The following is a 14,589-nucleotide window of genomic DNA, read 5'->3' as shown; positions in this document are numbered from 1 at the left end:
GATGCCTCTGCGGAAACGTGGGCGGTCATATGTGCGTATTGTCGGATTTGCAGGCGGTTTTCCGGGCAGAGGGCAAGAGCCGGAAAATCGGGGGCAGTTCCAGGAAGCGCGCAAAGCGGCTTTCGCAGGAATTGCGTGAAGACCAAGCGATAGGGCATTCCATTACTTGAGGAAAGTGCCCTGGGTTGAGGGACCCCCCGTCCGGTTTTCCTGGCCGGACGGAAACAAGGCTTTGCGGGACATGTTGCAGTCCCGCAAAGCTTTTTTTATGCCGTCTTCGTGCGGGGCGATGTTTCAATCGTTTCGATCGCTGCCCGGCCGAAGATTTATTGTGCAACGCAACATTCCGCCGCATTTGTCGATTTTCATTTCAACACCAACGGATTAAGCTAATCCCGGTTTGGTGTTGGGGGGAAGATGACCAAGTGGGTCTATACGTTCGGCGACGGGCAGGCTGAGGGCCGGGCGCGCGATCACGAGATTCTGGGCGGCAAGGGCGCCAATCTGGCGGAGATGTGCGCGCTGGGACTGCCCGTTCCGCCGGGGCTGACGATCATCGGCGATGCCTGCAACACCTATTACAAGAACGGCCGCCATATCGAGGACTGTGTGAAGGCCGAGGTGCGTGCCGGCATTGCAGGCATAGAGGCGATCACCGGCCGCCGCTTCGGCGCCGGCAGCCAGCCGCTGCTGCTCTCGGTGCGCTCCGGCTCCCGTGTTTCCATGCCGGGGATGATGGACACCGTGCTCAATCTCGGCCTCAACGACGAGACGGTGCAGGCGCTCGGCCACGATGCCGGCGACGCGCGTTTTGCCTGGGACAGCTACCGCCGCTTCATCCAGATGTATGCCGATGTCGTCATGGGCCTCGGCAACGATGCCTTCGAGGAGATATTGGAAGACGAGAAGGCCAAGCTCGGCCATGAAACCGATACCGAGCTCAGCGCCACCGAATGGCAGCACATCGTTTTCCTCTATAAAAGGCTGATCGAGGAGGAGCTGGAGCAGGAATTCCCGCAGGATCCCGAGGTTCAGCTCTGGGGCGCGGTCGGCGCGGTCTTCTCCAGCTGGATGAGCGCGCGCGCCGTCACCTATCGCCAGCTGCACAATATTCCGGGAGCCTGGGGCACGGCGGTCAACATCCAGGCGATGGTCTTCGGCAATCTCGGCAATGCCTCGGCCACCGGCGTCGCCTTCACCCGCAATCCCTCGACTGGCGAAAAGGCGCTTTACGGCGAATTCCTCGTCAATGCGCAAGGCGAGGATGTCGTTGCCGGCATCCGCACGCCGCAGAGCATCACCGAGGAGGGGCGGATTTCCTCCGGCTCGGAAAAACCCTCGATGGAAAAGCTGATGCCGGAGGCGTTTCGCGAGCTTTGCCGCATCTGCAGCGAGCTCGAGATCCACTACCGCGACATGCAGGATATCGAATTCACCATCGAGCGCGGCAAGCTGTGGATGCTGCAGACCCGCGCCGGCAAGCGCTCGACCCGGGCGGCGATGAAGATCGCCGTCGATATGGTCGATGAGAAAGTGATTACCGAGGAACAGGCGGTGCTGCGCATCGAACCCTCCAGCCTCGATCAGCTGCTGCACCCGACGATCGATCCGCGCGTCACCCGCCAGGTGATCGGCACCGGGCTGCCGGCTTCGCCGGGGGCGGCGACCGGCGCCATCGTCTTCACCGCCGAAGAGGCCGTCGAGGCGGAATCCGAAGGCCGCAAGGTCATTCTTCTCAGGGTCGAGACCAGCCCGGAGGATATTCACGGCATGCATGCCGCCGAAGGTATCCTGACGACGCGCGGCGGCATGACCAGCCATGCGGCGGTCGTTGCCCGCGGCATGGGCATCCCCTGCGTCGTCGGCGCCGGCACCATGCGCATCGACCAACGCAACGAGCGGCTGCTCGGCATCGGCGTCACCCTGAAGAAGGGCGATATTATCACCATCGACGGCTCCGCCGGCCAGGTGCTGAAGGGCGAGGTGCCGATGATCCAGCCGGAGCTTTCGGGCGATTTCGGCCGCATCATGGGCTGGGCCGATCGCGCCCGCCGCATGACGGTGCGCACCAATGCCGATACGCCGGCCGATGCGCGCGCCGCCCGCTCCTTCGGCGCCGAGGGCATCGGCCTTTGCCGCACCGAGCATATGTTTTTCGAGGGCGAGCGCATCCATGTGATGCGCGAGATGATCCTGGCCGAAAACGAGAAGGGCAGGCGGCTGGCGCTCGACAAGCTTTTGCCGATGCAGCGCTTGGATTTCACCGGCCTCTTCACCGTCATGCACGGCCTGCCGGTGACGATCCGCCTGCTCGATCCGCCGCTGCATGAATTCCTGCCGAAGACCGATGACGAGGTGGCCGAAGTCGCCTTCGCCATGGGCATGGAGGCGCAGGCCTTGCGCCAGCGCGTCGATGCGCTGCACGAGTTCAATCCGATGCTCGGCCATCGCGGCTGTCGGCTGGCGATCTCCTATCCTGAGATCGTCGAGATGCAGGCCCGCGCCATCTTCGAGGCGGCGGTTGCCGCAGCCAAGGAGACTGGGGCGGCCGTCGTGCCTGAGATCATGGTGCCGCTGGTCGGCCTGCGCTCCGAGCTCGATTACGTCAAGGCGCGCATCGACGAGGTCGCCGGCAATGTCATGAACGAGGCCGGCATGAAGATCGATTATCTCGTCGGCACGATGATCGAGCTGCCGCGCGCGGCCCTTCGCGCCCATGTGATCGCCGAAGCCGCCGAATTCTTCTCCTTCGGCACCAACGACCTGACACAGACCACCTTCGGCATCTCGCGCGACGACGCCTCGGCCTTCATCCCCACCTATCAGCGCAAGGGCATCATCGAGCACGATCCCTTCATCTCGCTCGATTTCGACGGGGTCGGCGAACTGATCAGCATCGCCGCCGAACGCGGAAGGCGCACCCGCAACGACATGAAGCTCGGCATCTGCGGCGAACATGGCGGCGACCCGGCCTCGATCCGCTTCTGCGAAACGATCGGGCTGGATTATGTCTCCTGCTCGCCGTTCCGCGTGCCGATCGCCAGATTGGCGGCGGCGCAGGCGGTCATATCAGCCGATCTGAAAGACCTCCGGGGGAAGTAGTCAGCTCGCGGCAGCCCTTCGGGCGCCGGGCCTCAATGATGATGGTGCCAGCGATCGCGGTAGATATAGGGCCCGTTCAGATCCCAGGCCATGCTCTGCATCATCTCCGCACTCTGCGCCCGCGATTCGGCCCGCCGGTCGAGATCGATGCGCTGCAGGCAGGTGGCGAAACCATCGGTGCCGCGGCGGAAACCATAGCTTAAACACCGCCCTTCATCCGCCGCCCGCCGCTCCTCCGGCGTCATCGTCTGGCAGGCGGACAGGACGGCGGCGAGGGTGGTTATGGTGATGAGGAGAGGGATGCGCATCGGGCTATTCCTTGCTTTTCCCTGAGGAAATGCCATTCGGGTGCGGGCGTCAAGCGAGGAGATGGGCGAGGCTCGCCCCTCATCCGCCTGCCGGCACCGACCGGGGTCGAGCCACGGGTCTCGACCCGTCCTTCGGACCCCCGTAAACGGGGCGAAGGGGATATGCCGCGACCTCTCCGTCTCTCGCCAACGTCTTGCGGGCACGTCCCCTCTCCCCGTCAAAACGGGGAGAGGGGGCAGCCACACGGCAAAGCCAAAATCACGCCGCCCCGGCCGGATCGCCGATTGGCAGCAGTGCCGGGTCGAGCGGCGGATCCTGCGGGTTCTTCGTATCCCCGGGGTCCTGCGCCGGCGTCAGCGGCGGTTTTTGCTGGATGGGGTCGGGAATGCCCGGCGTCGGCGTCGGGCCGCGTGGGGTGTCGGTTGTCGGTGTCGGAATCGGATCTCGGTTCGGCATGATCGCCTCCTTTTCAAAAAAAGGAACGGCATCCCTGGCATATGGTTCCACTTTCACGAGTCGGCATTCCTCTGTATGAGGACACTTGCAAACACTGGAAACCAGCATGGCCATCCGCGATCGATTTTCGAAGAAACTGAGCTGCCCGCAATGCGGCAATGCCGGCTTTGCCGAGGCCTCGGAGATCGATGATCCCAAGCGCAAGCACCCGGATTTCAAGGTCGATCAGCTGCCGCGCGGTTTTGGCGTGCAGCGGCCTGCCAATCACCAGGAAAGCTTCATGATCAAATGCGAATGCGGCCGCAAGTTTCCCTTTCGCAGCCTGGCGGAGGCGGCGGCCGAGCGGCGCTAGAACTCACGGTCGAACTTAAATCCGCTCCAGCAGCTCGACGAAGGCGTCGGCGAAGCGCACCAGATGCGCGGTTTCCTCATCGGGCGCCTGCATGCGGATCTCCGTGCCGGCATAATCGAGCAGCGCCAGCACGACGCGCATCTCGTTGCCCTCGTCGGGAATGCGCAGCACCGCGATGCGCCGGCAATCGGCGACAAGGCCGCCGGCCGGCAGGTCGAACAGCAATTCGCCGCCCGACCGCTTCGCCGCCTGGCGCACCGCCTCGCAGAAGCCGGCATCGCCGCCGGCATAACCTTCGAGCGAAAGTTCGAGCTCGACCAGCTCCAGCGGCAGCATCGGCTCGCTGTGGTCGATCCCGCCAAGCGCAGACGCCTGCGGCCTTGCTGCTATCTCGGGTGAAATCATCCCGTCTCTCCTTGCCTTTGAATGCGGAGATGAAACCGCGGCAGAATGGCCCCTTTTTGCCATATCAGCAAGGGCTCATGAAATGGGCCGGCCATCGCCACGATCATGTCAGGAGAATTCCAGCTGATATTCCGAGACGACAGTTTCAATTCAGCCAATCTTGCCCAGATCCGGATGATTTTAGGCCGGGCTGGCCTAAAATCTGAATCCGGATCTAAAATCAAAGAAATAGAGCATGATGTCGTCCGAAAACCGCTTCACACTTTTCGCCATCATGCTCTAAACAGGGTTATGGCGATTTGCGTTGTTGAAGGCGCGGCGCTGACGAGCAACCGGTAAGTTTGATGGCCATCCGCTACGACCGTCCCGTTTCTGGCGCCGCCCGCTTTGCGCGGCTGCTCGGGGCGTTTTCGCTGGTGCTGGCGCTGGCGGTGCTGATCGCCCATCGTTTCGGCGGGCTGGCCACCCCCTATCTCGTGCTGCTTTTGATCGCCGCCGCCGGCTGCGGGCTGCTGGCCGCGCTGCTGGCCGCCGTCGGCCTGCGCAGCCTCTGGGTCTCGGGCGCCGAAGGCGGGCTCGCCGCCCTTGCCGCGCTGATCTACGCCGCTTTTCCGCTCGGCATCGGCGCCTTCGCCGCCGAGCGTTACCTGACGTTGCCCGATATCTACGACGTCTCCACCGATCCGGTCGCCGCCCCTGACTGGCTGATGACCCCGAAAGCCGATCAGATCTGGCTGAAGCGCAATCCGGTGACGCCGGAGGATCGCGAAAAGCAGATGACTGCCTATCCCGAGCTGACCGGCCGGCGCTATGAGGGCGCGCTCGACCGCGTGTTGGAAGCGGTGCGCAAGGTCGCCAAGCAGAGCGGCTTTACGATCGTCAGGAGCAGCGGCACCAGCGAGCCGGACCGCGACCCGGAAGACGGACCGGCAAAACCCGCCCCCGGCGACGAGGCCGTCGCCGATGCGCCCGGCATCATCCCCGTGCCGACGCCGCGCCCCTATGACGACGATGTCGCCAAGCTGATCCGCGGCGCCAATGGCGTGACGCTGCAGGCGACCAACCGCACGCTGATCCTCGGCCTGCGTTTCGATATCCTCATCCGGCTGCGCGAAGAGGCCGAAACCACCTTCGTCGACATCCGCGTCGCCTCCCGCTACGGCCAACACGACCTCGGCTTCAGCGCCGCGATCGCCGGCGATTATCTGAAGGCGCTCGATGCTGAGTTGCTGGGACTTGCGGGTGGGTGAGCAACGGTGGCGCAAAGCGCCAGGAATCGATCCGGCGAATCGATTGCCGTTGCGAACGCCCTGAGCCCAAAGCGAAGGGCCGGGAGAGGGTGCGGCAGGCACAACGATCAGCCTCATCCTGAGGTGCCCCGCAGGGGCCTCGAAGGACGAGGGCGGGTGGCTTGGATGCCACGGCATCGGCAAGGTGGCCAGCCCCGTCCTTCGAGGCTCCGCCCTGCGGACGCACCTCAGGATGAGGCTGGAGAGAGGCGCGCCGTGAGGCTGGGGAGGGCTCACTCCACCACCAACCACCCCGTATATCTCACCACCAACCCGGTCAGCCGCCCGCCGATCTCGACGTGAAAATGAAACCGCCCCTCACGCTCCTCCTCGAACGTCTCCCCACCCGGCGCCAGAAACAGCGGCAGCGGAATGCCTGAAAATCGCCACCCCCGCACCACCAGCCGCAGCTTGTTTCCTTCAGGCACCAGCGCCACCAGCACCCGGACCGGCCCGAACACCTCGGCGAGCAGATGCCGGTCGCGGCCCTTGCCCTCGAGCTGCTGGCTGCGGAAGCTCTTGCCTCCGAAATCCCGCGTCCAGATCTCCTTCTCGCCATCGGCGGTAAAGCGCACCGTGACCGGCACATCCTCGCCCGCCGGGGGAAAGCCGATCAGCCGGGCGACGATCCTCGCCAGCCACCCGCTGCCGCGCTCGATCCGTGCCCGGCCGGAGGCGACGCGTGTGCCGCCCCCAGGGCCACCCGAATGCCCGCCCGCATGCATGGCTGATATCGCCGGCGGCAGCCGCTCGAAGGCGCTGCCGAGAACCCTGATGTAAAGCGGCAGGCCGGCACCCTCGCTTTCCGCCCGAATTCCCGTCGTGATCGAGAATCGCCGGAATTCCGCCTCGAAATCTTCCAGCTGCAATTCCCCCGTCGCCGGCCGCGCGCCACTTTCCGGCCGGACGCCGCCGAGCTGCCGGCGCACCAGCGCCGCCACGCCGGTGACCGGGATGAACGGCCCGTCATCACCCTCGGCAATCAGATGCCAGCCGCAGGCAAGCGGTTTGCCGGCGGTATCGAGGCCGCTCAGGCGCACGAACATGCCGCCGCGATGCTCACCGATCGCCAGGCCGTGGCTCGCCCGCTGCATGAGCCGCGCCAACGGCGTGAGCGACGGCAGCAGCTTCCGCCGCGTGAGACCCGCCGCAAGCCCAAGCAGCCGCTGCAGCAGCTGCGGCTCCGTGCCGACCCCGGTGAAGCTCGATTGCAGGCCGGCAAAGCGGCCCGGCAGCAGCGCCAGATCCGGCGCATCGACCAGCAGGAAAGTCCGGCTCTTGAGCGGCGTCACGCCGGGTGGGGCCACTGTCACCCGCATCGCCTCGATCAGCCCCGGCGCCAGCGCCGGCTGGCCCTGGCGCAGCACCGAGACCGGCTTGCCGGCATAACTGGCGATTGCTCTCACGACATTAAGCCCGATCTTCACATGCGCCGACGGGGCAATGCCGGCGGCCACCGCATCGATCCGGGAAAACCGCGGCGCCATCACATCGAGCGCGGCGAAGGACAGCGCCGGCAGGCTGCTGAGGCCGGAAAGCGCAAACACGCCCTTCGCTCTCGCCTCGGCATCGAGCCCGCCGATGGCGGCGACGAAGCCGGTGCTGTCGGCGAGGTCGGCATAATCGATGTCGAGCCCGATGCAGGCGCGCACCACCTTGTAGGGGTCTTCCCCGAAACTCTGGAACGGCCCCGAGGCATCGATGACGAGATCCGGCCGCAGCCGCGTCAGCTGCTCGATGAGATCGCCGTCACGATCGAAGGCGACGGCCTGCAGCCACGCGCCGAGATCGTTGCCGCCGAGGCGCCCGGCCCAACCTTTCGGCGAGCGCAGCTCCGCCACGAAATCATCCGCCTTTTCGAGCGAGCGCCCGGCGATCAACAGCCGGAGCCTGGGTTCATCGCCAAGCAGCCGGGCAAGCCGGCCGCCGAACGTGCCGTAACCGCCGATGATCAGCAGCGAGAGCCGCTCGCCGCTCATGTGATGAACCGGCTGCGCTGCTCCGGCGTCGGCACCATGCAGCTCTGCCGGCCGGCGATCTTCAGCCGGTTGCGGGCGATGAATTCATAGAGCGCATCGGCAAGGCGGCGCGGCAGCAGCCGGAAGAGCTTGACCAGCGAATAGGGAAAGCCGAGGCCGGCCACCATGCGGATCGAGCCATCAGACTTGAAGAAGGCGCGGCCATGCTCGATGAGGATATTGGTTTCATAATCGCGTTCATTCAGCCCATAATGCCGGTAGAGCGCTTGCCCGAGCGGCGACTGGGCGGCGAGGAAGCGGTATCGCCGCTGCCTATCGTGCTTCAGCGCGAATTTCACCCAGCCGGAGCAGAAGACGCATTCGCCATCGAAGACGATCAGCGGCTGGTCATCGGCAAAATCAGGCACATCGGCATCATCGCGATAGCTGTAAGCGGCGCGCGTCATGGTAATCTCCCCATCTCACGCTTACAACAGCCGGTAGGTGGCGGCAAGAGAAGGCGGCCCATCCGCCGCGATCTCCCCGCGCTCCACGAGATCCTCGATATGGGCGAGCACGGAAAGTGCTGCCGCCCCATGCAGTTTCGGATCGGTATCGCGATAGATCGCCTTCACCATCTCTGTTATCGCGCGGTCGCCCGCCCGGATGCGCGCGAGGATCGCCCGCTCGCGCCTGAGCCGATGCGCCTTCAGGCTCTGCAGGAAGGCGGCGGGCTCGGTGACCGGCCCGCCATGGCCGGGCAGCAGCAGGCCGTCGCCGCGCGCCATCAGCCGCGCGAGCGAGGCCATGTAATCGGCCATCGAGCCATCCGGCGGCGCGACGATCGAGGTCGACCAGGCCATGACGTGATCGCCCGAGAACAGGATGTCGCGGCCCTCGAGCGCGAAGGCGGCATGATTGGCCGTGTGCCCCGGCGTCAGCACTGCGCTCAGCGCCCAGCCATCGCCCGATAGGCTCTCGCCGTCACCGATCGTTATGTCGGGCACGAAGGATATATCCGAGCTTTCGGCAAAGGGATTGATCTCGCCATCCCTCAGCGGCCGCGCCGGCCGATGCCGCCCCTGGCCCACCGTCACCGCCCCCGTTGCCGCCTGCAGCCGGCCGGCCAGCGGAGAGTGGTCGCGATGCGTGTGGCTGACGAAGATATGCGTCACCGCGCGGCCGGCGAGCGCCGCCATCAGCGCCTGAAAATGCGCCTCGTCCTCCGGCCCGGGATCGATGACCGCGACCGAGGAGGCGCCGACGATATAGCTGTTGGTGCCGTAAAAGGTGAAAGGCCCGGGATTCTCCGCCGTGACCCGCTCGACCCCTGAAACCACCGGCACGGCCCGCCCATAGGCCGGCTCGAAAGCAAGGTCGAATGCGGGGCTTTGCATGTGGGCGATGATCTCGCGGCCGATGACGTCGCCCATTCCTAGCACGGCCCTTGGCACTCTGCAGCGCATAAATCTGCGGCATGCGCAACTTAGTCATTGTGACAGACGGAGAGCTTTGCTAATCAGGCGTCGATTTGAGCCGGCGCTTAGCGCCGAAAGCTCTGGTGGGGCGTAGCCAAGCGGTAAGGCAGCGGTTTTTGGTACCGCCATCCCCTGGTTCGAATCCAGGCGCCCCAGCCAGTCCATTCACCCTCGCGATAAGAGGTGCACCCTCCATCTAGCCCTCGGCGTACTTGGGATGCGCGAAGGCATGCGCTTACTCGTCGCGCACGACTCCTTTGGAATTCAGCAGGGCATGCTTGCCCAAAAACTTTATCAAGATGGTTTCAATTTCCAGACAAAGCTTGGGATCAGGAATGGCCAGAAATGAGCCTCGCACTACCAGCGGCGATTTAAACCAGAACCTTGTCTGGTGATCTTTCACTCGAAGCCGGACATTTTTGCTCGACTTGCCCACGTATACTGGACGGTCTGTGATGTCGTAGAATACGTACACACCACTTGCCTGTGGAACGGTCTCCAGGTCGGTAGGTGTAAAGTCTACCCATTCAAATCCCGGCAGCGGCATTGCTTGACTGGCAATTTCAGCTTCAATCGCGGGCGGGATAAGTTCGTTGATTGCGGCCGCCAACTTATCACGCGTTTCCTTGCGGGGCGAAACCGTATTCCCTTTAACGATATTCCATATCCCGGTGTAGGTGATCCCGGTCTTCTCCGCCAATACGGCGATGGAGAGACCTTTCTTATCAATTTGAGCGCGAAGCCAATCACCGAAGGCTGAGTGCTCTGTTTCCGCTTCCAGGGCGTCGGCGGATGCGGCGGGTTCTGAGATATCCATATGCAGCCTCTAAAGCCGATCGTAACCATCAATGTCTTTGAATTCCGCGATGAGAAAATCGACGGTCGCTTGGTCGCGCAGCTTGCAGACGATGTTCTGGTTTGCGAAGGCGCCCTTGAACCATTTGGCTTGGGACGGCTCTACCGTCTTGCGCCATTCTACGCCAACGACATATTCCGCCCGGTCAACGGGTTCGCCGATCCGCTTCATTCGAGGTTCGGCAAGCGGTTGCTCGAAGAGTAGCCCGTCTGGAGTCATAAAGTCAGAGGCAAGCTGGGCTTCGCTGGTGACCGTCCCGTAGCCGATATAGCCCTTGCCCTTGTCGTACACGAATATCTCGTCGCCAACGGCGAGTTGCTCCAGGCGTTTGGTGTAGAATTCGCCGCCGCCGGCGCTCACGAAGCCGTAGCGCTTCATATCGGTCCATGAGCGGTGTTCACCGAGGCCGGCATTGACGAAATAATAGCCGGACCACGGCGGGCGGACCTTTCGTTCGGAACGTTCTTCCACCTCTTCCTGATCGAGCAGGAAATCCGTCGTCAGCCATTCCTGGCCGTTGGCCTCGAAGACGTTGAAAAACACAGTGTTGATGGCAACGCCATGCTCTTCTGACAGATACTCGACAATTCGCCGGGACGCCGGATCGAGTTCGCTGGCCACGATCAGCATGGAGTGGCTGCCATTGAGCTGTTCGGGGATGGCTTCGCCGAACTTTTCACGGAATGCGGTCACCAGGCGGGTCTGGAGATATCGTTCGGCTCGTTCGTAAATCTGAGGCGTCGTCAAAGTTCGAACCCAGGACGCGTAATCAAGCACCTGCGCCACGATTTCGCGCGGCGTGCGGTCCTTCTTCAGTTCGATGATGATCAGAGCCCCCGAGGCGTCCAGCGCCAGCAGGTCGATGAATTTGCCGTGGTCCGTCGGCACCTGCCGGCCGATGACCATGGCGTCCAGGCCGAGCAGCGACGGATCGCCCGCAACCCATTCCTCGATCAGACTTTCCTTCATCAAGGCCCGGCGCGTCGCTGGCTTCAATTTGCCGTCAACGATGGAGTAGAGCGAGCTCATGCGGCCTCTACCTCCTCTTCTGACGGGTACAGCTCGCCGAGCTTCTGGTGTAGCGTCTGGATCGCGGCGAAACCGGGTTCATCAGCCAGCCTCCCTATGTCGTAGTCGCGGCAAAAAGCTATGTCACTGGCTGACATGTAGAACTCCTTCACCAAGACCTCTTCAATCTGCTGGGCGTCGTCTGTGTACTCCCGCTCCTCGGGGTCTTGCGAGGCGAGCAGGAAGGCTTTGTAGCCTTCCCCAATAGCCGGTGCGCTGTGACGCTGGATCTCCTCGACGGTACGAAGCACATCGCGAACCTTGCGGGCGAGTTCATCTTCCGAGTTGAAGAAGATATTGCCGTTGGCGTGGGCGGTGTCATTGCGTTCGTCCACCAGCTTGGCATAGGTGCCGATCTTGGCGTTGTCGCACTGGATCAGTTTCAGGAATCGCAGCACCGACCGCTCGTTGACCGCGCTGAACACGAAGGGCGAAGTCGCATTCATCAGGTCCTTTTCAACGTCCTTGTTAAACCCGACCATAGCCGTCTCAAAGGGACCAGGGCGGATCAGCCTGATCTGCCAAATGTTGAAGTAGACGAAGCTCATCACCAGCATGTGGTAAGCGAGAAAGGCAAACTGGTACTTGCCATGCTCGACATTGGTGTCGAAAGCCTCCCAGAGGAAACGGATATAGTCGCGCTCCTTCGTCGTGCGATATGAAAGCGGCAGATAGGTTTCCAGCCGGGTGGCCTCTTCGATCATGCGGCGGCCTCACGCTTGGCCTCGCCCCAGACACGGGCGATGGCGGCTTCGATCTTTTTCTCGAAGCGCGCGATCAAGTCACGGTTACACTCGACGAGTGCTTGCTCTGCTTCAATGTCCGCGACGATAGCCCTTTGAACCTCAATTGGCGGGAGCGGAAGCCTTATGGTGTTTAGGCTTCGTATTGGAAGTTGAGGCTGGGCAGAACCGGACGCCACCACTTCCCGCTGCGCCACAAAGTTCTCGGATTGGAAGAAAGCCAGGAGATAACCACTTTCCAGCTTTTCCTTTTCTGGACGGAAAATAAGCATTCCAGAATTGATGCGAACGTGATCATAGGGCACGGAATTGTCAAAGAGCCCAGTGTTTCCAATTGTTCCCCTTGTTGTAAGGACTACATCCCCCCGAGCCAGTTTTCCCTTCCGAAGCGCCGCATCTTTCTCTTCGGAAATAAACTCGAGACGTTCGAACAAGAAACCATCTGATCGAACGTTTGCGGTGCTCAAGAAGAGGCAGTGCCCCGTTGGAGTAAAATCTTCCTTTGAAGGGTAATTTGCACCCCGATCACCATCGATGATTTCTAGGGGGGCGTCTGCAAACGTTGGCGTTGGCCACTTAGGATCAACAGTTATGTGGGGGCGGTAGTTATCTAGGACGGCGCGGGCACCGTCGATGACGCGCTGATAGCCCTCGACCTCGGCCACAATCTCGCGCTGCACCTCAAGCGGCGGGAGGGGGATTTCGATGTCTTTGAGAATGGGAATATTCAGACCGCTTCGCTGATTGTCCCCGGTGATGTCCCGGATTTCCTGATACTTCGAACGGAGTGTCCAGAAAAGGAACTCAGGGATCAGGCGATCTTCGACGAGGGGATACATTGCGACAAGAGACTGGTTGCACGTCGCGCCGTCCATTCGCAGAAGCGCAACGGTCGCCCGTGTTTTTCCTTGCCCGTTGAGTGCGATAAGAACCGAGTTGCGCCGAAGGCGGCGAGCGTTAGAGTTGTCAACACCTGCTTGGGTGATGCGCTTTTCGCAGTCATGGATTTCGCGCTTGTGAATGTCGCCGGATACTAGCCAAGGCACTTGGCCGTCCGTGTAATATTCTGGGATGGTTGAAGTAGGTGTGCCACCGGTGCGGAATTCACAAAGCTCGCCGAGCTTTGCTGTCGGCCATCCCGAAAGCTGACCTGCCTCGGCAGTTCGAAAGCGTTCGGCGCTAAGGTTGTAATCCCCGCCCTCAGCCAGCCGTGCCCGCTCCACTGCGCTGCCAAGGCTGCTTTCCAGCCCTTCACCGCCACCAGTCCGCGCCGCTAGCAACCAAGCTCCAAGCTCGGCCTTCACCTGTGCCAGTTGCGACCCCTTCACCGCCTTGCGCTGTGCGCCAAGGGCGAAGCCGTCATTCTCGATCTTGAAGAAAGCGACGTGCTGGCTCGCCTTGGCCACCGCGCGATCAAGAATCAGGATCGAGGTCTTCACACCCGAATAAGGATTGAACACGCCAGCGGGCAGCGAGATGACGGCGGCAAGGTGGTTTTCCACCAGCATCTTGCGCAGGGCGACATAGGCGCTTTGGCTTTGAAAGATGATCCCCTCGGGCACGACGATGGCGGCACGACCGTTTGGCGTAAGATGTTCGGCGATGAAATCGACAAACAGCACTTCGCTCCGCTTGGATTGTACCTGAAATCGTGTGTGCGGCTTGATCCCGCCCTTTGGCGACATGAAGGGCGGATTGGCAAGGATGACATCGGCCGTTTCGGTCCATTTGTCTTCACTCGTTAGCGTATCGTATTCCTCGACCTTCGGATCTACGAAGCCATGCAGGTAAAGGTTCACCAACGATAGGCGCACCATGTCGGGCGAGATGTCATAGCCCCGGATGTTGCGGGCGAGGCGAACGCGATCATCGGGTTGCAACAGGTCGCCGGGATAACGCATCGGGCTTTCCAACGCCTGCTCGGCGGCGTCACCCTCAGTGCTGGCGCCATTGCCGTTCACCACGTCGGTCGAGTTCTGCTTCAGAATGTGCTTGTAGGCCGAAATCAGAAAGCCCGCCGTGCCGCAGGCCGGGTCCATGATGACATCGTTTTTCTGCGGGTTGATGATCTCGACCATGAAATCGATGATGTGGCGGGGTGTGCGGAACTGGCCTGCGTCCCCCTGGCTGCCCAAAACGGACAACAGGTACTCGAAAGCATCCCCGAGCTTCTCGCTGTGGTCGTAGGTGAAGCTGTTTATCTCACGGAGGAATGCTCGCAGCGTTTCCGGATCGCGATAGGGCAGATAGGCGTTGCGGAAAATGTCACGAAAGAGCTTGGGCAGCCCCTCGTTCTGCACCATGTTTGTCAGCGCTTCCGAATAGGTGTTGAGCATGTCCTGCCCAGACACGCCGGGGGCCACCAGTTTCGCCCAGCGATAACGCTCGTAGTCCTTGGTGAAGAACCGACGCTCACCGCCCAATTCCTCGGCCTCAAGATCCATGTCATCCATGAACTTGTAGATCAGCGCGATGGTGATCTGCTCCACTTGGCTTTTCGGATCCGGCACCTTGCCCACGAGAATGTCACGGCAAGTGTCGATGCGGCGCTTGGTATCTGTATCGAGCATTTC

The 14,589-nt window shown here is 62.2% G+C and carries 13 protein-coding genes and 1 tRNA gene; 4 read left to right on the top strand and 10 right to left on the bottom strand.

What is annotated here, in order from left to right; genetic code table 11:
* The first annotated feature begins 417 nt into the window (after positions 1 to 417).
* A complete protein-coding gene (gene ppdK / locus QMO80_RS07780; RefSeq protein ID WP_283199559.1) occupies positions 418 to 3,102 on the top strand; it encodes a pyruvate, phosphate dikinase in 2,685 nt (894 codons plus the stop codon).
* A 32-nt stretch (positions 3,103 to 3,134) separates the two neighbouring features.
* Here the strand turns inward: ppdK and QMO80_RS07775 are convergent, their stop codons facing one another.
* Both QMO80_RS07775 and QMO80_RS33030 read right to left on the bottom strand, forming a co-directional pair.
* A complete protein-coding gene (locus QMO80_RS07775) occupies positions 3,135 to 3,410 on the bottom strand; it encodes a hypothetical protein (RefSeq protein ID WP_283199558.1) in 276 nt (91 codons plus the stop codon).
* Positions 3,411 to 3,669: 259 nt separating this feature from the next.
* Positions 3,670 to 3,867, bottom strand: coding sequence for a hypothetical protein (locus QMO80_RS33030; protein ID WP_369685939.1), 198 nt, complete (start codon positions 3,865 to 3,867; stop codon positions 3,670 to 3,672).
* A 106-nt stretch (positions 3,868 to 3,973) separates the two neighbouring features.
* Between QMO80_RS33030 and QMO80_RS07765 the strand changes: the two genes are divergently transcribed.
* Positions 3,974 to 4,219 (top strand): hypothetical protein, encoded by a 246-nt coding sequence (locus QMO80_RS07765; RefSeq protein ID WP_283199556.1) that lies wholly within the window; start codon positions 3,974 to 3,976, stop codon positions 4,217 to 4,219.
* Between the two features lie 15 nt (positions 4,220 to 4,234).
* Here the strand turns inward: QMO80_RS07765 and QMO80_RS07760 are convergent, their stop codons facing one another.
* Positions 4,235 to 4,624: a hypothetical protein gene (locus tag QMO80_RS07760; RefSeq protein ID WP_283199555.1), complete on the bottom strand. Its 390-nt coding sequence runs from the start codon at positions 4,622 to 4,624 to the stop codon at positions 4,235 to 4,237.
* Between the two features lie 344 nt (positions 4,625 to 4,968).
* Between QMO80_RS07760 and QMO80_RS07755 the strand changes: the two genes are divergently transcribed.
* A complete protein-coding gene (locus QMO80_RS07755) occupies positions 4,969 to 5,874 on the top strand; it encodes a DUF1499 domain-containing protein (RefSeq protein WP_283199554.1) in 906 nt (301 codons plus the stop codon).
* Positions 5,875 to 6,146: 272 nt separating this feature from the next.
* On the opposite strand, the gene QMO80_RS07750 is transcribed toward QMO80_RS07755, so the two are convergent.
* Genes QMO80_RS07750 through QMO80_RS07740 form a run of 3 tightly spaced genes read right to left on the bottom strand, consistent with a single transcriptional unit; the run spans position 6,147 to position 9,268 of the window.
* Positions 6,147 to 7,892 carry an SDR family oxidoreductase gene (locus QMO80_RS07750; RefSeq protein WP_283199553.1) on the bottom strand — a complete coding sequence of 582 codons (1,746 nt, stop codon included), beginning with the start codon at positions 7,890 to 7,892 and terminating at the stop codon, positions 6,147 to 6,149.
* Complete coding sequence (locus QMO80_RS07745; protein WP_283199552.1) at positions 7,889 to 8,338, bottom strand: thiol-disulfide oxidoreductase DCC family protein; 450 nt, start codon at positions 8,336 to 8,338, stop codon at positions 7,889 to 7,891. Before QMO80_RS07745 ends, QMO80_RS07750 begins: the two co-directional genes overlap by 4 nt.
* Positions 8,339 to 8,359: 21 nt before the next feature.
* On the bottom strand, positions 8,360 to 9,268 hold the full coding sequence (locus QMO80_RS07740) for an MBL fold metallo-hydrolase (protein ID WP_283200136.1): 909 nt from the start codon (positions 9,266 to 9,268) through the stop codon (positions 8,360 to 8,362).
* 165 nt (positions 9,269 to 9,433) lie between these two features.
* Between QMO80_RS07740 and QMO80_RS07735 the strand changes: the two genes are divergently transcribed.
* Positions 9,434 to 9,508: transfer RNA gene (locus tag QMO80_RS07735), tRNA-Gln, on the top strand.
* A gap of 76 nt (positions 9,509 to 9,584) precedes the next feature.
* On the opposite strand, the gene QMO80_RS07730 is transcribed toward QMO80_RS07735, so the two are convergent.
* Genes QMO80_RS07730 through QMO80_RS07715 form a run of 4 tightly spaced genes read right to left on the bottom strand, consistent with a single transcriptional unit; the run spans position 9,585 to position 14,586 of the window.
* A complete protein-coding gene (locus QMO80_RS07730) occupies positions 9,585 to 10,166 on the bottom strand; it encodes a hypothetical protein (RefSeq protein ID WP_283199551.1) in 582 nt (193 codons plus the stop codon).
* A 9-nt stretch (positions 10,167 to 10,175) separates the two neighbouring features.
* A complete protein-coding gene (locus QMO80_RS07725; protein WP_283199550.1) occupies positions 10,176 to 11,234 on the bottom strand; it encodes a hypothetical protein in 1,059 nt (352 codons plus the stop codon).
* A complete protein-coding gene (locus QMO80_RS07720; RefSeq protein WP_283199549.1) occupies positions 11,231 to 11,977 on the bottom strand; it encodes a hypothetical protein in 747 nt (248 codons plus the stop codon). Before QMO80_RS07720 ends, QMO80_RS07725 begins: the two co-directional genes overlap by 4 nt.
* Positions 11,974 to 14,586, bottom strand: a complete 2,613-nt coding sequence (locus tag QMO80_RS07715; protein ID WP_283199548.1) for an N-6 DNA methylase — start codon at positions 14,584 to 14,586, stop codon at positions 11,974 to 11,976. The genes QMO80_RS07720 and QMO80_RS07715 overlap by 4 nt, the downstream gene beginning before the upstream one ends.
* Positions 14,587 to 14,589 lie beyond the last annotated feature (3 nt).

It is taken from the genome of Rhizobium sp. BT03 (assembly GCF_030053155.1).
GTDB lineage: Bacteria > Pseudomonadota > Alphaproteobacteria > Rhizobiales > Rhizobiaceae > Rhizobium.
Note: the sequence above shows the minus strand (reverse complement) of the source record. Positions and strands in the feature narration are given on the sequence as shown.